This is a genomic window from Streptomyces sp. NPDC048269 (assembly GCF_040652395.1).
GTDB lineage: Bacteria > Actinomycetota > Actinomycetes > Streptomycetales > Streptomycetaceae > Streptomyces.
Map to the genome: position 1 here is coordinate 1 of NZ_JBEZLW010000032.1, position 19,392 is coordinate 19,392.

At 70.9% G+C, this 19,392-nt stretch carries 15 protein-coding genes and 4 pseudogenes; 11 read left to right on the forward strand and 8 right to left on the reverse strand.

Annotated elements, in window-relative coordinates; all coding sequences use genetic code 11:
• A pseudogene (locus AB0D48_RS27110) lies at positions 1 to 290 on the forward strand (hypothetical protein); the annotation flags it as partial.
• A gap of 251 nt (positions 291 to 541) precedes the next feature.
• Here the strand turns inward: AB0D48_RS27110 and AB0D48_RS27115 are convergent.
• On the reverse strand, positions 542 to 1,792 hold the full coding sequence (locus tag AB0D48_RS27115) for an MFS transporter (RefSeq protein ID WP_362402397.1): 1,251 nt from the start codon (positions 1,790 to 1,792) through the stop codon (positions 542 to 544).
• A 227-nt stretch (positions 1,793 to 2,019) separates the two neighbouring features.
• On the opposite strand from AB0D48_RS27115, the pseudogene AB0D48_RS27120 reads away from it, so the two are divergent.
• Positions 2,020 to 2,146, forward strand: a pseudogene (locus AB0D48_RS27120) (IS5/IS1182 family transposase); the annotation flags it as partial.
• A gap of 94 nt (positions 2,147 to 2,240) precedes the next feature.
• The gene (locus AB0D48_RS27125) at positions 2,241 to 2,783 is read left to right on the forward strand and encodes a GNAT family protein (RefSeq protein ID WP_362402203.1); all 543 of its coding nucleotides are present in this window, start codon (positions 2,241 to 2,243) and stop codon (positions 2,781 to 2,783) included.
• 52 nt (positions 2,784 to 2,835) lie between these two features.
• Here AB0D48_RS27125 and AB0D48_RS27130 read toward each other — a convergent pair.
• Both AB0D48_RS27130 and AB0D48_RS27135 read right to left on the reverse strand, forming a co-directional pair.
• Positions 2,836 to 2,968, reverse strand: a pseudogene (locus tag AB0D48_RS27130) (IS5/IS1182 family transposase); the annotation flags it as partial.
• A 32-nt stretch (positions 2,969 to 3,000) separates the two neighbouring features.
• Positions 3,001 to 4,452, reverse strand: a complete 1,452-nt coding sequence (locus AB0D48_RS27135; RefSeq protein ID WP_362402206.1) for a GH1 family beta-glucosidase — start codon at positions 4,450 to 4,452, stop codon at positions 3,001 to 3,003.
• Between the two features lie 417 nt (positions 4,453 to 4,869).
• Here AB0D48_RS27135 and AB0D48_RS27140 point away from each other — a divergent pair, with 417 nt between their 5' ends.
• Complete coding sequence (locus AB0D48_RS27140; RefSeq protein ID WP_362402209.1) at positions 4,870 to 5,910, forward strand: LacI family DNA-binding transcriptional regulator; 1,041 nt, start codon at positions 4,870 to 4,872, stop codon at positions 5,908 to 5,910.
• A gap of 142 nt (positions 5,911 to 6,052) precedes the next feature.
• Here the strand turns inward: AB0D48_RS27140 and AB0D48_RS27145 are convergent, their stop codons facing one another.
• Positions 6,053 to 7,813 carry a glycoside hydrolase family 6 protein gene (locus tag AB0D48_RS27145; protein ID WP_362402212.1) on the reverse strand — a complete coding sequence of 587 codons (1,761 nt, stop codon included), beginning with the start codon at positions 7,811 to 7,813 and terminating at the stop codon, positions 6,053 to 6,055.
• A gap of 14 nt (positions 7,814 to 7,827) precedes the next feature.
• A complete protein-coding gene (locus tag AB0D48_RS27150) occupies positions 7,828 to 9,408 on the reverse strand; it encodes a cellulase family glycosylhydrolase (protein ID WP_362402214.1) in 1,581 nt (526 codons plus the stop codon).
• Positions 9,409 to 9,670: 262 nt separating this feature from the next.
• On the opposite strand from AB0D48_RS27150, the gene AB0D48_RS27155 reads away from it, so the two are divergent.
• From AB0D48_RS27155 to AB0D48_RS27170, 4 genes and pseudogenes are all read left to right on the forward strand, one after another.
• Positions 9,671 to 12,601, forward strand: a complete 2,931-nt coding sequence (locus AB0D48_RS27155; RefSeq protein ID WP_362402217.1) for a glycoside hydrolase family 48 protein — start codon at positions 9,671 to 9,673, stop codon at positions 12,599 to 12,601.
• Between the two features lie 78 nt (positions 12,602 to 12,679).
• Positions 12,680 to 12,736, forward strand: a pseudogene (locus tag AB0D48_RS27160) (hypothetical protein); the annotation flags it as partial.
• Between the two features lie 84 nt (positions 12,737 to 12,820).
• Positions 12,821 to 13,549, forward strand: a complete 729-nt coding sequence (locus tag AB0D48_RS27165) for a hypothetical protein (RefSeq protein ID WP_362402220.1) — start codon at positions 12,821 to 12,823, stop codon at positions 13,547 to 13,549.
• Positions 13,550 to 13,821: 272 nt separating this feature from the next.
• Positions 13,822 to 14,244 carry a helix-turn-helix domain-containing protein gene (locus AB0D48_RS27170; RefSeq protein ID WP_362402222.1) on the forward strand — a complete coding sequence of 141 codons (423 nt, stop codon included), beginning with the start codon at positions 13,822 to 13,824 and terminating at the stop codon, positions 14,242 to 14,244.
• Positions 14,245 to 14,274: 30 nt separating this feature from the next.
• Here the strand turns inward: AB0D48_RS27170 and AB0D48_RS27175 are convergent, their stop codons facing one another.
• Together AB0D48_RS27175 and AB0D48_RS27180 are read right to left on the reverse strand one after the other, a co-directional pair.
• The gene (locus AB0D48_RS27175) at positions 14,275 to 14,895 is read right to left on the reverse strand and encodes a hypothetical protein (protein WP_362402225.1); all 621 of its coding nucleotides are present in this window, start codon (positions 14,893 to 14,895) and stop codon (positions 14,275 to 14,277) included.
• Positions 14,892 to 15,836, reverse strand: coding sequence for a class I SAM-dependent methyltransferase (locus AB0D48_RS27180; protein WP_362402228.1), 945 nt, complete (start codon positions 15,834 to 15,836; stop codon positions 14,892 to 14,894). Before AB0D48_RS27180 ends, AB0D48_RS27175 begins: the two co-directional genes overlap by 4 nt.
• Before the next feature lie 1,943 nt (positions 15,837 to 17,779).
• On the opposite strand from AB0D48_RS27180, the gene AB0D48_RS27185 reads away from it, so the two are divergent.
• Together AB0D48_RS27185 and AB0D48_RS27190 are read left to right on the forward strand one after the other, a co-directional pair.
• Complete coding sequence (locus AB0D48_RS27185) at positions 17,780 to 17,929, forward strand: hypothetical protein (RefSeq protein WP_362402231.1); 150 nt, start codon at positions 17,780 to 17,782, stop codon at positions 17,927 to 17,929.
• 301 nt (positions 17,930 to 18,230) lie between these two features.
• Entirely contained in the window at positions 18,231 to 18,764 is a 534-nt protein-coding gene (locus tag AB0D48_RS27190; protein ID WP_362402234.1) for a DoxX family protein, read from the forward strand.
• A gap of 98 nt (positions 18,765 to 18,862) precedes the next feature.
• On the opposite strand, the gene AB0D48_RS27195 is transcribed toward AB0D48_RS27190, so the two are convergent.
• Positions 18,863 to 19,102, reverse strand: coding sequence for a hypothetical protein (locus tag AB0D48_RS27195; protein WP_362402237.1), 240 nt, complete (start codon positions 19,100 to 19,102; stop codon positions 18,863 to 18,865).
• Between the two features lie 65 nt (positions 19,103 to 19,167).
• Here AB0D48_RS27195 and AB0D48_RS27200 point away from each other — a divergent pair, with 65 nt between their 5' ends.
• Positions 19,168 to 19,356 (forward strand): hypothetical protein, encoded by a 189-nt coding sequence (locus AB0D48_RS27200; protein WP_362402240.1) that lies wholly within the window; start codon positions 19,168 to 19,170, stop codon positions 19,354 to 19,356.
• Positions 19,357 to 19,392: the final 36 nt, after the last annotated feature.

Below are 19,392 nucleotides of genomic sequence, written 5' to 3' on the forward strand. Positions count from 1 at the left end.
GCGCCGACGGCATCGGTACCGGCGGTGACTCCAACGCCGAGAACACCACGGTCGGCGGCACCGCCACCGGCGGAAACGCCAACTCCGGCGTCGGCCAGTGCAAGGGCAAGTGCACGATCACCACGGGGGCGGCCACCGGCGGTAACGCCAGTGCCGACGCGATCAACACCGGTGACGCCACCTCGGTGGGTGGTGACGGCACGGGCACGGGCGGCACCGTGAACAAGGTCGACAAGCAGGTGATCAAGAAGCAGCTCAAGGCGGACCTGAAGGCGAAGCTCGGCAAGTGAGGGCTGACCGCCCCGCAGGTCCCCCGGGAGCAGATCCCGGCGAGCCACCCGCCCCACCACACAGCAGACGCCGGAGAGGCCCACAGCCTCTCCGGCGTCTGCTGCCGTACGGGGGGCGACTCCAGACGCGGCCGACCCCCGGCTCCCCTGGCGCAGCACGGTGCTGACGGCGGGTGCCGGCGCCGTGACGATCGGTTGGGCGTTGTGGTGCCAGCTCGGCAGCAGGGTGGCGTCAGCGGGGCGAAGGAGCGTCACATTTTGCTCCGGTCCAGGTCTCGCCCGTGGTGCGGCGCATGGTCGCGGCGGGGAAGCAGGAGAGGGGTGATCAGGATGAGAAGACCGGCGATGGCGATCGCGGTACGGGGGCCGGTGATGCCGGCGAGCAGGCCCCACAGCCCCGTCATGGCCGCGATGGTTACCTTGCTGGTGACCGACCACGCCGACAGGGTTCGCGCGATTCGGTCCGTCGCTGTCTGGTCGAGCCGGTAGGTGACGAACACCGGGTTGAACACGCCCATGCAGGTGATCAGTCCGAGCTCGACGGCCATGACGAGCACGAGCCCGACCACGCCGGGCCGGATGAGGGCCAGCCCGAGTGGCCAGCATGCGCGCAGTGTCCCGGCGGTGAGCATGACCTTGTGCCGTCCGAACCGTGCGACGAGTCGGCGGGACAGCCGTGAGCCGATGATGCCGCCGACGCAGGGCAGGCCGAATGCGAGGCCGTACTGCCAGGGGGCGAATCCGAGGTCGCCGAGCATGAGGACGGCAAGCAGCGGCGAGGTTGCCAGGATCAGGCCGTTGACCAGGACCGTGTTGAAGAACAGGGGGCGCAGGGTCGGGTGGGTCAGGATGTACCGCCACCCTTCGAGCAGGTCGCCGGGCCGGAGCCGCGCCCCGTGCGTACCGGTGCGGACGGGGCGCGGCTCACTGCCGCCGATCGCACGGATTGCTGCGGCTGAGAGCAGATAGCTGACCGCATTGGCAACGATGGTCATCGCCGGGCCGAACAGGCCGATCGCGGCCGTGCCGACCGGCGGTCCGAGCACGGTTGCGGTCCAGGTCGTGGACTCGAACCTCCCGTTCGCGACGAGCAGGTCCTCCGGCCGCACGAGCGCCTTCAAATTCGCGCCACTGGCCGCATTGAACGCGATGTCGGCGGCGCCGACGACGACGGACACGACCAGGAGCTGGACGAAACCGAGCAGACCGAGTGCGTACGCGGCGGGGACGCTCATCAGTGCCACGAACCGGGTCACGTCCATTGCGATCATCACCGGCCGCTTGCGGCGGAACTCCACCCAGGGGCCGAGCGGCACCGCGACAGCCGCCCCCACCGCCAGCCCCGCTGCTGCCAGCACCGACACCTGGGTCGGCCCGGCGTGCAGCACAAGGATCGCGACCAGGGCGAACGCGTCGAACGCGAGCCACGTGCCGAAGGTGCTGACCGCGTACGCCGCCCACAGCCACCCGAACTGCCGCCCCAGCCGTTTCCTGCCCACCATGCCCAGCGCACCCCCATGCTGTCTCCCTGCGCACTGCACGGTGACCAGGGAGATCAAAGCGAGCAGCACGACTACCACTCTGCCAGCTCGAACATCCCTCTCGCCGTCCTCAGCGGCACGGCCGGCGCCGCGGTCATGTTCTGGATCTTCGTGGCCCTCCTCCGGGTTCCCCACGGCCATCGCTGCTGACCGCAGAGTCGGACGGTGTCCGCCAACCTGCATGACGGTCAGGCGCCTTGGTGCCGTTGATGCGGTGCATCACCCCGATCCGCTCGCGTTACGGTCCCCGGCCTGGCCGCCGCCCGGCCGAGCTGCACGGACACGGGCCATGACTTCGCCAACCTGCGCCACTGGCCGCGTCGGCGGCAGATCGTCACCGCCGATGTACCGACTGGGGCGATCGCTTATCGGTTTGCCGCCGGCCGGTCCGACGGGATAGGAAGCTTGCATGCTGAAGGGCAACAAGGTCGGGCTCAGGGCCCGGCACGAGGACGACATCCCGATCCTGCGGTCCGAGCTCTACGACGACGTGGTCAACTCCTCGCGGGCCGAAGGCGGGCCGTGGCGGCCGATCACGCCCGGCTCGAAGGATCCGCGGCTCGTGGTGGACGAGAAGGAGCAGGGACACGTCCCGTTCTCCGTGGTGGAGCTGGACGCCGGCACGCTGGTGGGCACCGCGACGCTGTGGGGCATCGACAACCACAACCGGTCCGCGCACATCGGGCTGGGGTTGCTGCCGTCCTGCCGTGGCAAGGGCTACGGGACCGACGTGGTCGCGGTGCTGTGCCAGTACGGTTTCGTCGTGCGCGGACTGCAACGGCTGCAGATCGAGACGCTGTCGGACAACGACGCGATGCTGCGCTCCGCCGAGCGCAACGGATTCGTCCGCGAGGGCGTGCTGCGCTCCTCTGCCTGGGTGATGGGCGAGTTCCTGGACGAGGTACTGCTCGGACTCCTCGTCCAGGACTGGAAGCAGGGCTCGAAGGTCTGAGTTGCCGTCCCACCGTCAAGGGCGGTGACGAATGCGAGGCCCGACAACGGGCGCGGTGGGAGGTGTCGTGTTCTCCCTTTCCGGGCCTCGAGTTCGGCCTGGCCGCGTTCGCGGCGGTGCGGGATGACCAGGCCGGTGCCTCGGCAGCCGCCGTCCGCGATCACGGTCGTCCCGCCCACGGAGCTCGTCCGCCAGCCGTCGGCGTAGCCCCCGCGGGCTACACGTTGCCAGGAGGGTGCAGCTCACCCGTCCGCGCCACGCGCGCGTACCAGTGGGCGCTCGACTTGGGTGTGCGCTCCAGGCTGTCGTAGTCGACGTGGATCGCGCCGAACCGCTTCCCGTAGCCGTACGCCCACTCGAAGTTGTCGAGCAGGGACCACAGGAAGTAGCCGCGGACGTCCACCCCGGCGGCGATCGCCCGGTGCACGGCATCGAGGTGCGCGTGGACGTAGGCGGCGCGCTCCGGGTCGTGGACCGTGCCGTCCGGACCGGCCTCGTCCTCGTACGCCGCACCGTTCTCGCTGATGACGAGCGGCATGCCCGGATACCGGGACGCGGTCCGGGTCAGCAGGTCGTACAGCGCGCTCGGATCGACCGGCCAGCCCATCGCCGTACGCTCGCCCGGCGCCCGGTGGAAGGCGACGTCGCCGGCGCCGGGCCAGGGCGAGTGCTCGCTGTTGCCGTGGCCGTCGTCCCGTGGCTTCTCCGCGCCCTTCGCGATGTGCGAGACGTGCGAGACGACCGTCGGGGTGTAGTAGTTGACGGCCAGCAGGTCCAAGGGCTGGTGGATGGTGGCCGTGTCGCCGTTCTGGACGAAGGACCAGCCGGTCAGGTGCGCGGTGTCCGCGAACAGGTCTTCGGGGTAGGCGCCCTCCAGCATCGGACCGAGCCAGACCCGATTGCCGACGGCGTCGATGCGGCGGGCCGCCTCCCGGTCCTCGGGGGAGGGAGTAAGGGGCCGGACCTCGTGGAGGTTGAGTGAGACCGCGAGCTGACAGCCCCCGGGCAGGGCGGCCCTCAGGGCCTGGACGGCGAGGCCGTGACCGAGGTTGAGGTGATGGGCCGCGCGCAGCGCGGCGACCGGTTCGGTGCGGCCCGGGGCGTGGACCCCCGAGCCGTAGCCGAGGAACGCGCTGCACCAGGGCTCGTTGAGCGTGGTCCAGTACTTCACCCGGTCTCCCAGGGCGTCTGCGACGAGTCCCGCGTATTCGGCGAACCGCTCGGCGGTGGGGCGCTCCGGCCAGCCGCCCGCGTCCTCCAGTTCCTGGGGAAGGTCCCAGTGGTAGAGAGTGAGGGCGGGCTCGATGCCGGCGGCGAGCAGTTCGTCGACGAGCCGGCGGTAGAAGTCCAGGCCCTGCTGGGCGACCGGCCCCCGCCCGGTCGGCTGGACGCGGGACCAGGACACCGAGAACCGGTAGGCGCCCAGGCCGAGTTCGGTCATCAGCCGGACGTCGTCGCGGAACCGGTGGTAGTGGTCCACCGCCACATCACCGGTGTGGCCCGCGAAGACCTTGCCCGGGGTGTGCGAGAAGGTGTCCCAGATGGATGGCGTCCGGCCGCCCTCTCGGGCGGCGCCCTCGATCTGGTACGCGGCTGTGGCCGCGCCCCACAGGAAGTCGGACGGGAACGAGCGGACGGCGGTGAGCGGCCGGATCTCGGACGCGGTCATAGGAGAGCGCTCCCCACACGAGTACGGATGATGCGGTACGGACAGGGGTCGGGCCGGTCAGTTCTTCGCGGGCGTCGGCCGTGCTGCCGCCCGGATATGGTGGGAGTTCGTCGTCGCACGCCGTGATGGGAGCGCTCCCACGTGCCGGAAGGTTGCTGCCTGGCGAGTGCAAGTGTCAAGGGGGGAACGCGGATTCACTGTCGGCGGGGGTTCGACGAGGTATCGCCCCCCTCCTCACCGGGAGGTTCCCACGGGTTCTGAACGCGACCCTTGGTGGCGGGGGGAGACCACCGGTAGCGTGGGAGCGCTCCCGTGTTCGGTCGGCTCCAGCTGTGAGAGCGGAGGGCTCTCTCCACCTGATCAGCCGCGACCGGACGGACGCGGAGTGCGGTGGCGCACGAAGGGAGTTCAAGAGTGGTGAGCGGACAGGGAAACGGCAGGCCCACCCTGGAAGAGGTCGCGGCCCTGGCCGGCGTCGGGCGTGGCACCGTCTCCCGGGCGATCAACGGCTCGCCAGGCGTGAGCGGGCAGGCCAGAGATGCGGTCGCCCGCGCCGTCGCCGAGCTCGGGTACGTACCCAATCAGGCGGCCCGAGCGCTGGCCGGCAGCCGGACCGACGCGGTTGCCCTCGTCATCCCGGAAACGGAGGCCAGGCTGTTCGCGGAGCCGTACTTCCTCGACCTCATCCGCGGGGTGAGCGCCGAACTTGCCCGAGCCGACAAGCAGTTGCTCCTCACGCTGGTGCGAACCGAGCAGGAGAGGCAGCGGTTCGAACAGTACCTTGCCGCCCGGCGGGTCGACGGCGTGCTGCTGGCGTCCGTCCATGGCGACGATCCGCTCCCCGACCGGATACGGGAGCTGGGGTTGCCGGTCGTCATGAACGGCCGGCGCTCGGAGGCCGAACCCGTCGCCTACGTGGACTCCGACAACATCGGCGCGGGACGCGCGGCCGTCGCCCACCTCGTGGGGCGGGGGAGAGGCACGATCGCGACCATCGGCGGCCCGCCCGACATGTACGTGGCCCGCGCGCGCCTGGGCGGCTACTTCGCGGGCCTCGCCGAAGGCGGACTCACGCCCGATCCGGCGCTCGTGGCGACCGGGGACTTCACCGAGGAGGGCGGCAGACTGGCGATGCGCGAGCTCCTCGCCCGCTGCCCGGCCCTGGACGCGGTCTTCGCCGCCTCGGACGTGATGGCGGCCGGCGCGCTCGGTGCACTGCGCGAGGCCGGTCGGCGCGTCCCTGAGGACGTCGCCCTCGTAGGGGTTGACGACTCGGCGGTGGCCCGTCTGATGGATCCGCCCCTGACGAGCGTGCGCCAGCCGATCGAGGAGATGGGCCGCACGATGACCCGGCTGCTGCTCGAGAAGATCGCGGAGGTGTCCGCGGCCGGTTCCGCCGCGTCGGAGGAGCCGCGCCGGATCCTAGCGACAGAACTGATCGTGCGGGACTCCTCCTGAGGGGCATGCCCGGGAGCCGTCAGGGCCGGAGTGCTCCGTACGGCTCCTGCCCACGACCTGTCCTCGTCGCCGACCTGCGGAGCGCGTGAGCCGTACGGAACCCGGAGGTTCCGTACGGCTCCCCGTTCTCAGGGGTGGTGCGTCACAGAGCCGGGTGGGCGTTCTTCAGGAGCTCCTGGAACTGGGCCGGGAACCACTTGCCGGAAAGGGGCGCGTTCGGGAGGGAACCCGACATGCTGTTGCCGTTGCGGGCGTTCCCCGTGTAGGTCGGGTCGCACATCCGGTCGAAGCCCTTGCCCTCGTTGTTGGGGATCTCCTTGCTGGAGCCGTCGGACTCGCCCGGCGGCTTCATCCACACGTAGGCGTCGATGCCCGTGGCCGGAGCGGCCTGGGGCCGTTCGCCGAGACCGGCGCCGGACTGGTTGCACCAGTTGCCGAGGTGGATGCGCCGGTCGTAGCGGCCGCCGTTGACATAGGAGTTGACGTCAGTCGTGGCACCCGGGGCCGTGGGCCGGGCGGTGCCGCCCCAGCCGTTGCGGGAGGTGTCGATGAGCATGCCGAGGTTCGAGTCGAAGCCGAGGGAGACCAGCTTGGCGCGCATGGCCTGGGCGTACGACAGCTCGTCCGTGTACCGGTTCCAGTCGACCCACTTCGACTGGCGTACGGACACCCCGGCCACGGAGTCCTCGATCTTGAAGTGGTCTTCCTTGAGCGCGCTGTAGTTGGCGGTGTTGACGATGAAGCCGTGGACCTTGGAGAGGGTGGAGCCCTCGGCGGTGGCGGCCTGCTTGAACAGCTCGGCTGAGGCAGCGAAGTTGTCGTCCCAGCCGAGCCAGCCGTGGTGGCCGGCGTCCACGTAGTTGTAGACGTTGGCGATCGAGCCGAGCTTGTTCAGGGCGTAGCCGACGCCCGTGATGTAGTTGCCGTTCGCCTTCATCACGTCGCAGTTGGCGGTGGCGGTGGGGCGGCCGGAGACGTTGGTGACCAGGTTGGGGAGCGAGTCGATCTCGACGGTGGTGACGATCCGGAGGCCGGCGTACTTGGGGTCGGCGAGGACCGCGGCGATGGGGTCGATGTACTCGGTCTTGTAGCGGCCGATCTCGGTCGGGCCCAGTTCGCCGTTGGACGCGAGCGCGGCGCAGTCGCGCCCCGGCAGGTTGTAGATGACCAGCTGGACGACGAGCTCGCCACTGCCCTTCTGGAGGAGGGCCACGTCGAGGTGGTCCCGCAGGCCCATGGCGCCGCCCCCGCCGGCGATGGCGGCGATGCGGTCCAGCCAGACCCCGGTGGGCTGGTTCGACACCTTGCTGCCGCCCGGCTCGGCGGCGGCCTTGGCCGACCACTCGGGGTTCACGTAGACCTTGGCGCCGGCGTACGGGTTGTCGGCCTTGGCGCCGGACGGAGGCGGGGTGGTGGGCGGAGTCGTCGGGGGAGTGGTGGGCGGGTTGGTCGGAGTGGTGGCACCGTTGCAGGTGACACCGTTGAGCTTGAAGGTCGCCGGAACGGCGTTGGTGCCGCTGTACGAGCCGTTGAAGCCGAAGGACGTCGAACCGCCCGTGGCCAGGGACCCGTTGTAGGAGACGTTCCTGGCCGTCACGGCCGCGCCGGACTGGGTGATGGTCGCGTTCCAGCCCTGGGTGACCTGCTGGCCGTTCGCGTAGGACCACTCCAGGGTCCAGGCGGCGACCGGGTCACCGGTGTTGGTGACGACGATGTTGGCGCCGAAGCCGGTGTTCCACTGGTTCGTGATCTGGTATTCGACCTTGCAGCCGGCGGTGGCGGCGCCGGCGGTGGCGGCGAACACGGTGGCTGTGGCGCCGGCGGCCGTGACGAGGCCGAGGGCCGCGAGCAGGGCGGTGCGGCTGGTGGTGCGGCTGGTGGAGCGGGGAGTTGTGCGGCTCATCTCTGGGGTGCCTTTCAGTTCAGGGCGCGCAGGTGGTCGCGCAGCCCGGTGCCGAATGCGGTGGGTGTGCCGTCGTAGGAGGTGATCAGGGCCGGTCCCGTGGAGCAGTTCCAGGTGTTCCAGGTCCAGCCGAGATACGAGAGCGCGCGGGCGTCGAACCACGCCATGACGCGGTCGATGAAGGCGTGTCCGCACGTGTTCTCACCGATCTCGCCCGCCACCAGGGGGACCCGGGCGGCGACCGGGGACAGGGAGGAGTCCCAACATGCTTCGTTGGAACAGGTGTTGAAGTTGTAGACGTGCCAGGCCGCGGCCAGATTGCCCGTCGGGTCGGTGGGGGAGTGGGCGAGCCACTGGCTCAGGTCGTTGGAGTACGCGATGCCGGGGACCAGTACGAGATTGCGGGCGCCGGTCGCACGGACGGAGTCCACCAGGTCCTGCATGCCGGCGACCTCGAAGCCGATGCCCGGGCACGTGCCACCGTCGCGCCAGCAGGCCCACGCCTGCGCGGTGGTGGAGGCCGCCCGGTCCGGATAGGGCTCGTTGAACAGGTCGAAGACCACCCGCCGGTCGCTCTTGAAGGTGTCCGCCACCGAGGTCCAGAACGCCGGGGTGTACCGGGCGTTCGGCATCGGCTTCTGACAGGAGGCGTGGACGTCGGCACAGCCCGAGGAATTGCCGGTGTACTGGCCGTACGTCCAGTGCAGTTCGACTACCGGGGTCATGCCCTGCGCGAGGACCCGGCCGACCAGTCCCTTGACGGCGTCGACGTAGTTCGTGCCCCGGTACTCGGGCTTGATGTTGTCGAGGCCGAGCCAGCACTCCTCGTTGAGGGGGATGCGTACGGTGTTGGCCTTCCAATCGGCGATGGCGCGCACCGAGGCGTCGTCGACGGGACCGTCGAAGATGCCGTGGCCCTGGACGCACATGAACTCGGCGCCGGAGCGGTTGACGCCGAGGAGGCGGCGGCTGGCGCCGTTCCGGTCGGTCAGGCGGTTGCCCGTGACGCTCAGTTCTGGCGCCCCGGGGGCGGGGCCGGGGGGATCGGTCGGTTCGGTGGGCGTCGGGCCCGTCGGCGAGGGCGTGGGGCCGGTGGGCGTGGGTGAGGTGGGTGGGGAGGAAGAAGGTGTGGGCGAGGAGGGTGTGGGTGACGAAGGTGTCGGGTCCGGTCCCGGCCCCGTCTTGCAGGGCGTTCCGTTGAGCGTGAACGTAGTGGGCGCCGTGTTGGCGCCCGACCACGAGGCGATGAAGCCGGCCGTCACGCTCGCGCCGGTGCCCAGCGTGGCGTTCCAGCTCTCGTTGCCGGCCGTGACGGCCGCCCCGGTCTGGGACCACTTCGCCCCCCAGCCCTGGGTGACGCCCTGACCTGCGGGGAAGGAGAAGCCGAGGTTCCAACCGTCCAGTGCGGAACTGTTGTTGGTGAACGTGACCGCACCTTGGAATCCGCCGTGCCACTGGCCGACGATCGAGTACTCCACCGTGCAGAGGGGGGCGGCCGAGGCTCCTGAGGCCGTACCCATGATGGCGGACGCACCGCTCGCCATCACTAGCGCTGCGCCGGTGAACAGTACGGACAGACGTGGGGGAGGTCGCATGAGCGACTCCTTGCAGCGAGGGCGCGCCCTGACGGCGCGCCGACTGATGGAATCGCTCCCACTGGTGGGCCAGACCGTAGCGGCAACTGGTATCAAGCAAAAGAGGAGTTGGCGAACTTCTCGGTCGAATGGCTTCGACTCTTCGCACACCTTGACGCCGTCGCGTCCCGTCGGCAGAGTGGGAGCGCTCCCACTGGTTCAGAGCTTGTGCTCGCGCTCTTCGCACACCCCCACCTCCCCGAACCGCGAGGAGAACCACCGCATGCCACCACGCCGGCAACGCCCTCCATTCAGGCGATGCGGACGACGCAGCCGACTGACCGCGCTGGCCGCAGCCCTCACCCTCCCCCTCGGCCTGACGACCGCCGGAGCCGCCGCCACCGCACAGGCCGCGGCGGTGCAGTGCAGCGTCGACTACCGGACCAACGACTGGGGATCGGGCTTCACGGCCGAGCTCACCCTCACCAACCGGTCCGCCGCCCCGCTCGACGGCTGGACCCTCACCTACGCCCACACGGGCGACCAGAAACTGACCAACGGCTGGAACGGCACCTGGACCCAGTCGGGCAAAACCGTCAGCGTCGCGGGCGCGGCGTGGAACAGGACCGTCGCCGCGGGAGCGGCCGTCACTGCAGGCGCCCAGTTCACCTACAGCGGGTCCAACGCCGCCCCCACCTCCTTCGCGGTCAACGGCACCTCGTGCACCGGAGCCCACCAGCCCCCGGTCGCCGTCCTGACCAGCCCCGTCGCGGGCGCCGTCTACACCGCGGGCGCCCCCGTCCCGCTCGCCGCCACCGCCGCGGCCGCCGACGGCGCCACCGTCACCAAGGTCGAGTTCTACAGCGACACCACGCTCCTGGGTACGGACACCACGGCGCCCTTCACCCTCGGCGCCGCCGGCCTCGCCACCGGTTCACACTCCCTGTACGCCAAGGCCTACGACAGCCTCGGCGCCTCCGCCGAGTCGACCCCCGTCGGCATCACCGTCACCGCCGGCCCCGCCGTCGTCGCCACCCCCGCGCAGCTCTCCGTGCGCCGCGGGCAGACGGGCACGTTCGATCTCAAGCTGTCCACCCAGCCGCCCGCCGACGTCACGGTGAGCGTCACCCGTACCTCGGGCAACACCGACCTCACCGCGACGCCCGCCACACTCAGGTTCACCCCGGCGAACTGGAACACCGCCCAGAAGGTGACGGTCGCCGCCGGGACCTCGGGCAGCGGCTCCGCCGTCTTCACCGCGACCGCCCCCGGCGTTGCGAAGGCCGAGGTCACCGTCGCCCAGCTGGCCGCCGACTCCACGTACGACGCCCGCTTCCTCGATCTCCACGGGAAGATCACCAACCCGGTCAACGGCTACTTCTCGCCCGAGGGCATCCCGTACCACTCTGTCGAGACGCTGATCGTCGAGGCTCCGGACCACGGGCACGAGACGACCTCGGAGGCGTACAGCTATCTGATCTGGCTCCAGGCGATGTACGGGAAGATCACCGGGGACTGGTCCAAGTTCAACGGTGCGTGGGCCACCATGGAGAAGTTCATGATCCCCACCCATGCCGACCAGCCCACGACCGGCTCCTACAACGCCTCGAAGCCCGCCACCTACGCCCCCGAGCACGACCTTCCGTCACAGTATCCGGCCAGGCTCGACGGGGGAGTCACCGCCGGCGCCGACCCGATCGCCGGCGAGCTGAAGAGCGCGTACGGCACGGACGACATCTACGGCATGCACTGGCTCCAGGACGTCGACAACGTCTACGGCTACGGCAACGAGCCCGGAAAGTGCTCCGCCGGCCCGAGCGCCACGGGACCCTCGTACATCAACACCTTCCAGCGCGGGCCCCAGGAGTCGGTCTGGGAGACCGTTCCACACCCCACCTGCGACAACTTCACCTTCGGCGGCAGGAACGGCTACCTCGACCTCTTCACCGGGGACTCCTCCTACGCCAAGCAGTGGAAGTTCACCAACGCCCCGGACGCCGACGCGCGTGCCGTTCAGGCCGCCTACTGGGCCGACATCTGGGCCAAGGAACAGGGCAAGGGGACCGAGGTCTCCGCGACCGTCTCCAAGGCGGCCAAGATGGGCGACTACCTGCGGTACGCCATGTTCGACAAGTACTTCAAGAAGTCCGGGAACTGCGTCGGGCCGACCGTCTGCCCCGCCGGCACCGGCAAGGACAGCGCTCACTACCTGATGTCCTGGTACTACGCCTGGGGCGGCGCCACCGACACCTCGGCCGGCTGGTCGTGGCGGATCGGCTCCAGCCACGCCCACGGCGGCTACCAGAACCCGCTCACCGCCTACGCGCTCAGCGAGTACGCCCCGCTGAAGCCCAAGTCGACGACCGGCGCGGCGGACTGGGCGACCAGCCTCGACCGGCAGCTGGAGTTCTACCGCTGGCTCCAGTCCGACGAGGGCGCCATCGCGGGCGGCGCCACCAACAGCTGGCAGGGCCGGTACGCACAGCCCCCGGCCGGGACCCCCACCTTCCACGGCCTCTTCTACGACGAGAAGCCGGTCTACCATGACCCGGCGTCCAACCAGTGGTTCGGCTTCCAGGCCTGGACCATGGAGCGGGTCGCCGAGTATTACCAGCAGACGGGCGACGCCGCCGCCAAGACCGTGCTCGACAAGTGGGTCGGCTGGGCCCTGTCCAAGACCACGATCAATCCCGACGGCAGCTACCGCATCCCCTCCACACTCCAGTGGTCGGGCGCCCCCGACGCCTGGAACGCCTCCAGCCCCGGCGCCAACGCAGGCTTGCACGTCACCGTCGCCGACTACACCGACGACGTGGGCGTGGCCGCCGCCTACGCCAAGACCCTGACCTACTACGCGGCGAAGTCCGGGCACGCCGAGGCCAAGCGGGTCGCCAAGGCCCTGCTCGACGGCATGTGGACCCACTACCAGGACCCGCTGGGCATCGCCGTCCAGGAGACCCGGACCGACTACAACCGCTTCGACGACGCGGTGTACGTGCCCGGCGGGTGGACCGGCACCATGCCGAACGGCGACACGGTGAACTCCTCGTCCACATTCGCCTCGATCCGCACCTTCTACGAGGACGACCCGGCCTGGCCGAAGATCGAGGCCTACCTCGCGGGCGGCGCCGCGCCCGTCTTCACGTACCACCGGTTCTGGGCCCAGGCGGACATCGCCCTGGCCATGGGCTCGTACGCGGAGCTGCTCGAATAACAGCCCGCCCCGCCTGGAGGCAGCACCGCGTACGACGAGGCCGGGCAGCCCGCGAGGGCCGCCCGGCCTCGAGAGCGTCTGCTCGGTGGACTCGGCAACGACCGGATCGACGGCGGGCCGGGCAACGACATCATCCGTGGCGATCTGCGGGCCGACAGCGGCAGCGTCGTAGGTGGCGGCAATGATCGTTTGTTCGGGGGTGATGACGATGACAACCTCGTGGGCGACTCGAGTACTGACGGGGGCAATGCCACGGGGGGCGGGAAGGACGAGGTCTTCGGTGGCAACGGCAACGACGGCCTTTACGGCGACAGCGTCAGCTTCGCGGGAGGCGACGCCGGCGGCGGCGGTGACGACCGGCTGGAGGGAGGTGCAGGGGATGACCACCTCAACGGGGATTCTTTGGCAATCGAAGGTTCCGCCGCAGGCGCCGGCGACGACGTCCTCCTCGGTGGGCCGGGAATCGAATTCATCGTCGGCGACAGCGAGGCCACCCGAGACGCAAGGGGAAGAGGCGGGAACGATCTGATCGACCTGGGGCCCGACGGCGGTTTCGCCGCAATCGGGGACCACAACATCAGTGACCCCGCAGGGGGGAGCGCCACCGGTGCGGGTAGCGACCGGATCACCGGGGGCAGCGCGGACGAAGTCCTCATCGGCGACAGCGCCGTCGTCGACGCCGCTGTCACGGCCGCCGGCCACGATCTGATCGAAGGCCGAGGGGGCAACGACACGCTCTTCGGCGACAACACCGACTTCGATGCCACCGGGAGCGTCGGCACGGCGGGTGGGAAGGACCGGCTCAAAGGCGGTAACGGCAACGACACACTCCGGGCGGGTCCGGGCAACGACCGCCTCGACGGCGGGCCGCAGACCGACGACTGCGACGGCGAAGCGGGCAGCGGCGACACCGCTGTGCGGTGCGAGATGGTCAACGGCATCCCGTAGAACGGCACATCGGCCGGCCACCCGCCGACGGGCGAAGGAAACAAGGCCAGTCTTCGAGGCTGAGTTCCGCTCTGGTCCCACGCCGCCCTGTCTGCCCCTGCTTCCACCTCGATTCCTCTGGGATGCTGATGCTTGATCAGCAAGTGGTGCGGGGGCCGAGGTGCATCGGGCATCAGGGGGCTGGGCCGGCGGTCGCCCGCTGCCTTAGGGGAGCCGTTCGCTCAAATTCGCCGGCTGGGGGACGGGCCCCAGGCCGGGGTGCTGGTGGAGCAATGGCAGCAACCGGAGACTGGGCAGCCCGGTTCGACCTGCCGGACGTCGCGTTGTCGGCCCGGCTGGAGCGTGGCCCGCGTCGCGGGCCCGAGGTGAGCCACGCCTGGCAACTGCTGTCCCGCGCCGGCGGGGCGATCCCGGTCGGCCGGATCGCCGCCGAAGTGGGCTGCAGTCAGGGCCACCTGGTCCGCCGGTTCACCGAACGGATCGGCCTGACGCCCAAGACGTCCACCCGGGTCCTGCGCTTCCAACGGGCCGTGAGGCTGCTGCTCACTGGCGAGGGCACCAATCCCACCGAAGTGACCGCTGCCTGTGGCTGCTACGACCAGGCTCACCTCCACCGGGGGTTCCGTGCCCTGGCCGAGACCACCCGCGGCCAGATGGCCGCGGCCAGCGTGACGGAGGGAGCCCTCGCCCTGTGAGAGGCGAGGTCAGACTGCGGAATCGGCTCGTCACCTTCCGGCGGGAGAATCCCCGGTCTCACGGACGCCGACGCGGACGCCGATGCCGACGCGGCCCACGCGGACGGCCGGGCCGACCGTGAGCGCCGCGGCGTACCAGCGGCGGTGCACGAGCGGCTCGACGCACAACACCGCGACGCCCGCGACCGTACCCACGAGGAGCGAGGGCACACCACCACCGCGGGCGAAGGCACCTACGCAGGCGGCGGCCACGACGAGCGGCCGCAGCAGGGTCAGGGGTCCGAGCCCCGCCACCACAGCCAGGGTGCTGGCCCGGAACGGCAGCACGAAGTACGCGGCGAGCGAGAGCAGCACCGCCAGGGCGTAGCAGGCGAGGGGGCCCAGGTAGCCGATACCGCCCTCGGCAAGGACCGCGTAGGTGCGGGCGCGGTCGGTTGCGGTCAGCAGGACGCCGCCGGCCGTGAGTACGGGGGCGAGCAGCAGGGCGCTGCCCACGGCCAGGCCGCGCAGGGCCGCCCGGACGACGGCGCGGCGCTTGCGGATACGGGCGTCCCGGCCGGCGTAGGCGCGGAAGCCGCTGAACGCCGAGTCCACCAGGCCCAGCGCGGTGAGCGCCAAGGCCAGGGCCGGGGCCCCGTCCTGCGGGGTCATCGCGGCGTCCCGCCGAGCTGCTCGGGGCCCACGAGCCGACGGGAGGCGCGGCCCAGCGCCCGGCGCAGCGGCGCCTCCAGCTGAGGACGGACCCCGATGACGGGCCGCAGGGTGGTGCAGAACGGGTTCGCCAGCCCCCGGGGCTCGTACAACAGGGGCCGGATGCCCGGCGCGGCCGCCGCCTGCAGCAGCGCCTCGTCGGTGTGGGCCCGCCGGGCCGAGGCGACTCCGTCGTGGCGGCCGAGCGGATGGCGCATCCGTGCCCGGTGGAAGACCCAGGCCCCGACGGGCGCGAGCCGGGTGGCGGCGATGTCGAAGTGGCAGAAGGCGAGCGCGGGCGATGCGGCCTGGGCCCGGAAGAACTCCGCGAGGTCGGGCTCCCGGAAATGGTGCAGCACGCCGGTGGACACGTACACGGTGGCGGCTTCCGGCAGGTCGAACGCGTTCCCGTGGACGAAGCGGCACTCCAGACCCTCTGCGCGGGCCAGCCGGTCGGCCTCGCCGACGAGCGCGGCGTCCAGGTCCACCCCGACGAGCTCGACGTCCGGGCCGAGTGCGCCGTGGGCGGCGAGCCAACGGACGACGTAGCCGAGCCCGGACCCGATGTCGACCAGCCGCAGCGGCCCCCCACCGCCCGCGGGTCCCGCCGTCGCGCGGATGGCGTCGAACAGCGGACCGAGCACGTGGACGAGTCGCTCGCCCATCCGCAGCTCCTCGCTGAGCCGCTGCAGCTCGGTGTGTACGCCGATCATCAGCCGATCCACGGCCAGCGGGTCGAGCACGTCCTGCCGGTCGACGGGCAGTGCGGCGACGATGCGGGCGGCGCGCCGGTCACCGGCCTCGTGGAGCCGGCGGACCACCTCGGCCCGGCGCACGGGCAGGCGCGCTCCGCTCCGCGGGTCCGTGGCGGTGATCAGGTCGGATATCTCGAGCTGGTGCACGGTCGAGAACCATAGCCGCTGCGCGCACGGCCCCAGCCTGGGCCCGGTCAGACGGGCCGGTGGCCCGCGACAGCGCCGTGAGGGAGCGAGCGGCGTCCCGGGTGCGGCGCGGCGCGCGGTGGCCGCGGCCGGACGAGGCTATCGCCGGCGAGGTCACCGGCGCCCTCGCCGGGCCGCCGCTCTCACCGTTCAGGGCGAAGATGCCGGACGCCTCGAAGATGCCGGCGCCGTCTCCCGCCCGATTGCGGGTGATGGTGTTGTTCTCCAGCGTGGTGGTGCCCAGTCCCGTGGCCCCGCGGCGTGGAGAGGCCGCCGCCCTGGGCGAACCGTGAGGAGCGTCCGATGTGTTGGCCGTGATGGCCGCCCGTCACGACCAGTCACGACCAGCCTGCCGGGCTTCGGAATGCCGTTGGAGACGGCGCGGCGCGAACCCGCCCGGAGCGAAGGGACGGTTCTTGCTGAATGAGCGTGTTCTCGATGGTCGTCCGGGCAAAGCGGATGATGCCGGACCCGAAGGCAAAGCCCTGGGTGTGCTCTCGGGCCGTCGGCTTCCCGGCGTGATCCGTACGGGGCGCGCGGGCGGCCCGTACGGGCGAGCGACGAGCCGGACCGAGCACGTGCGCGATGCCCGAACCCGATGCCGGACGGCTTTGGCATCACGTGTCCCAGTCCTGTGGAATGGTCCCAGTCCGCAGCACCGTTCGACCGAGTACGCAGCCCGGGGGGAACCCGTGTACCAGCAACTCCGCCCAGCTCACTCCTTACGTGCCGAGGCCGCGTTCCGCGCTCATCTCCTCGCCGTCGGTGCGCAGTTCCTCGAACCAGCCTGGCTCGGAAACGGCACCCCGCACCGGGTCCGCTGCGCAGCCGGCCACATGTGCGCTCCGCGCCCCTCGAACGTCCAGCAAGGGCAAGGACTGTGCCGCACATGCGCGCGTAAGGACCCCGCCGCTGCCGCTGCGGCCTTCCGGGAACGCCTGACCGCCGCGGGTGCTGTGCTCCTCGAACCTGCCTGGCTCGGCGTTCACACCCCGCACCGCATCCGGTGTGCGCAGGGCCATGAGAGCCAGCGCAGGCCGTCCGCGGTCCGGAGGAGCGGACGCGTGTGCCGACGCTGCCGGCGGTCGCCCACTCGCGCCCGAGTCGACCAACAGGTCACGGCAGGCTGAGCGGGTCATCCCGTAGAGGCGCCCGCCAGGCCTCCACGCCCTGTGGCCATCCCCAGGTCGACGGCGTCCGGGCGTCGGGGCAGCGGCCCGGAGTGCGGCAGCTGACGTCGAGGTGAGGCCCTCGGGTTGCAGGATGGTGCGCGTGCTGAACGCTGGCGTGGTGCCGGCCGTCCCGCTGGTCCGGTAGCGGCCGGTAGCGGCCGGTGAGGGTCGCGGTGGTGATGGCCATCGAGGCACCGTGCCGTTCCCGAGGGTGGTCCCGCACAGCGACGCGGCCGGTGTCGTCGACGCCGGGGGAAGCGGGGCCGAACCCGGCGCATCCGGAGGCGGGTAACGGATCTGGGGGTGCGGGGCTCAGTCCTACCGGCCTTTCGGTACCGCCGCCCACTGCCGCGTCGTGCCCGTCTTCGCCGACGGTCCGGTCGACGGCCGACTGGTTCCGGTACCCGGAGTCCTGGGCGGCGTCGGCTCCATTGCCGCCAGCTCGCCCGCTGGGCCGGCGCCACCGTGATGGCCGCCGTACGCCGTACGGCGGACCTCGATCGTGTAGACCCTGCCGTCGTCTCCCACGCCGTGGCCCTGGCCGCGGACGCCCGGCGGCCGCCTTCGGTGCCCGCGCGGGGCGGCATGTCGACCGGATCATCGAGGTCGCCCCGTCCGACTACGCCGACCTCGACAACGCCGACCTCGACAACGCGGTCGCCGCCGACGAGGCCGTCATCGCCGCCTACGCCACCCCTCGGACCGCACCGAGATCCCCTTCTTGTCCCTGCTGTGCACTTCCCCGCCGAGGCCAAGTGCCGAGCCGCCGGAGGCCTCACCGCCGCGGCCGCCGTCGGCGCCCTCAACGTCCACGTCAGCGGCCGCTACCCGCTGGAAGACATCGTCGAGGTGCACGACCGCGTCGATGCTGCTCGCGGGTAGGCGGCGCGAGGGCGGAGAGCGGCATGGCACGGGTGGCCGGCGACCGGCGGTGCGGACGCCTCGCTCGACCGCAAACGCGCGCCCTGGTCAGCCGACTCGCACATCCGCATACCGGGCTTTTCGCCAAGCTTTTCGTCACGCTGGGAGTGGCTGGCACCCCGGGAGAGCTCGCCGTCCACCGCAGTCCAGTGGGCGGCTACTGGATGAGCCCTGCCAGGCGTTCCCGTTCCCGTTCCCCTCGGCTGACCATTTCCCCTTCTTCTTCCCCCTCTTTCACACACCCCCGACAGAAAGCGCCACCATGTCCGTGACCCAATACTCCACTGCTCCCCGCACCGCGACCGACAGCACCACCCCCTATGACGTAGGCCTGCCCGTGCTGCGCGTCGTGCTCGGCGTGATCATGGCCGTCCATGGAACCCAGAAGCTGCTCCGGTGGTTCGACGGCCCCGGCATCAAGGGCACAGGCGTGTTCTTCAGCAAGGCCGGCTACCCGGCGGGTGAGACCATGGCGACGGTCGCGGGCCTGACGGAAACGCTGGGCGGTCTTGGCCTCATCCTCGGCCTGCTCACCCCGCTGGCAGCCGCCGCCGTCGTCGGCGTCATGATCAACGCCATCTCCGTCAAATGGACGGGCGCTGTGTTCGGCCTGGAGGGCGTCGAGTTCGAGTCCCTGATCATCGCCGCGGCAGTCACCCTCGCCCTCACCGGCCCGGGCCGCTTCGCCCTGGACCGTTTCTTGCCGGCGCTCCGCAAGCACAGGCTGGCATACGGCTTTCTCGCCCTCGCCCTGGCGGTCGTGCTGGCGGCAATGGTGCTGTTGTTGCGGGACTGATCCGGAAGCCCGGGGAAGCGGGCAACGCGATGCAGCCGATGCCGGCGCAAGCAGCGGGGTCGCGGTCGGGGTGGGGTCGGAGACCGTGGCTCCGGCGGTCAGGGCACCTGCCCACCCCCGTCCCGCAGCCGCTCGGCGAACGCCCGGGCGGCGGCCAGGTCCCCGACGTTCGGCCGCTGCTTGTTGATACCGCCCAGGAGCTTGAAAGGCACCCAGGTGTCGAACGCCCGGCACGAGAAGCTCCCGTCCACCTCGAAACCCTTGCCTTCAAGGAGCTGGACCAGGGGGCGGGTGAAAGGCGCCAACGGCATTTCGGGGAGCCCGCTGGTGGTCGCCACGAGTACGCCGATCTCCCACCGCCTGCCCGGCTGCCTCAGGACACCGCATGGTGTGCCGCCATCGAATGAAGTGGCGGCACACCTGCGGTGTCCCGAAACAGCCGAGCCAGGTCGTCCAGGAGATCGGCTACGGCGATCAGTTTCGCACCGAGGACGGGGAGTTCACCGACGTCCTGGTCGACGCCATCAGACTGCTCGACGGGGGCCGTGTGTTACGGAAGCGGGCGGCGGTTCTCTGCTCGGACGCGCCATGACCGGCAGGGATTGCGTGGCCCGTGGCGCGCCGGTGA

What these genes read in the sequence shown, in the direction of transcription:
- AB0D48_RS27125 (WP_362402203.1), top strand. Translation starts at nt 2,241, where the DNA reads ATGCTGAAGGGCAACAAGGTCGGGCTCAGGGCCCGGCACGAGGACGAC.
- AB0D48_RS27135 (WP_362402206.1), bottom strand. Translation starts at nt 4,452, where the DNA reads ATGACCGCGTCCGAGATCCGGCCGCTCACCGCCGTCCGCTCGTTCCCG.
- AB0D48_RS27190 (WP_362402234.1), top strand. Translation starts at nt 18,231, where the DNA reads ATGTCCGTGACCCAATACTCCACTGCTCCCCGCACCGCGACCGACAGC.
- AB0D48_RS27155 (WP_362402217.1), top strand. Translation starts at nt 9,671, where the DNA reads ATGCCACCACGCCGGCAACGCCCTCCATTCAGGCGATGCGGACGACGC.
- AB0D48_RS27150 (WP_362402214.1), bottom strand. Translation starts at nt 9,408, where the DNA reads ATGCGACCTCCCCCACGTCTGTCCGTACTGTTCACCGGCGCAGCGCTA.
- AB0D48_RS27175 (WP_362402225.1), bottom strand. Translation starts at nt 14,895, where the DNA reads ATGACCCCGCAGGACGGGGCCCCGGCCCTGGCCTTGGCGCTCACCGCG.
- AB0D48_RS27115 (WP_362402397.1), bottom strand. Translation starts at nt 1,792, where the DNA reads ATGGTGGGCAGGAAACGGCTGGGGCGGCAGTTCGGGTGGCTGTGGGCG.
- AB0D48_RS27170 (WP_362402222.1), top strand. Translation starts at nt 13,822, where the DNA reads ATGGCAGCAACCGGAGACTGGGCAGCCCGGTTCGACCTGCCGGACGTC.
- AB0D48_RS27145 (WP_362402212.1), bottom strand. Translation starts at nt 7,813, where the DNA reads ATGAGCCGCACAACTCCCCGCTCCACCAGCCGCACCACCAGCCGCACC.
- AB0D48_RS27200 (WP_362402240.1), top strand. Translation starts at nt 19,168, where the DNA reads ATGAAGTGGCGGCACACCTGCGGTGTCCCGAAACAGCCGAGCCAGGTC.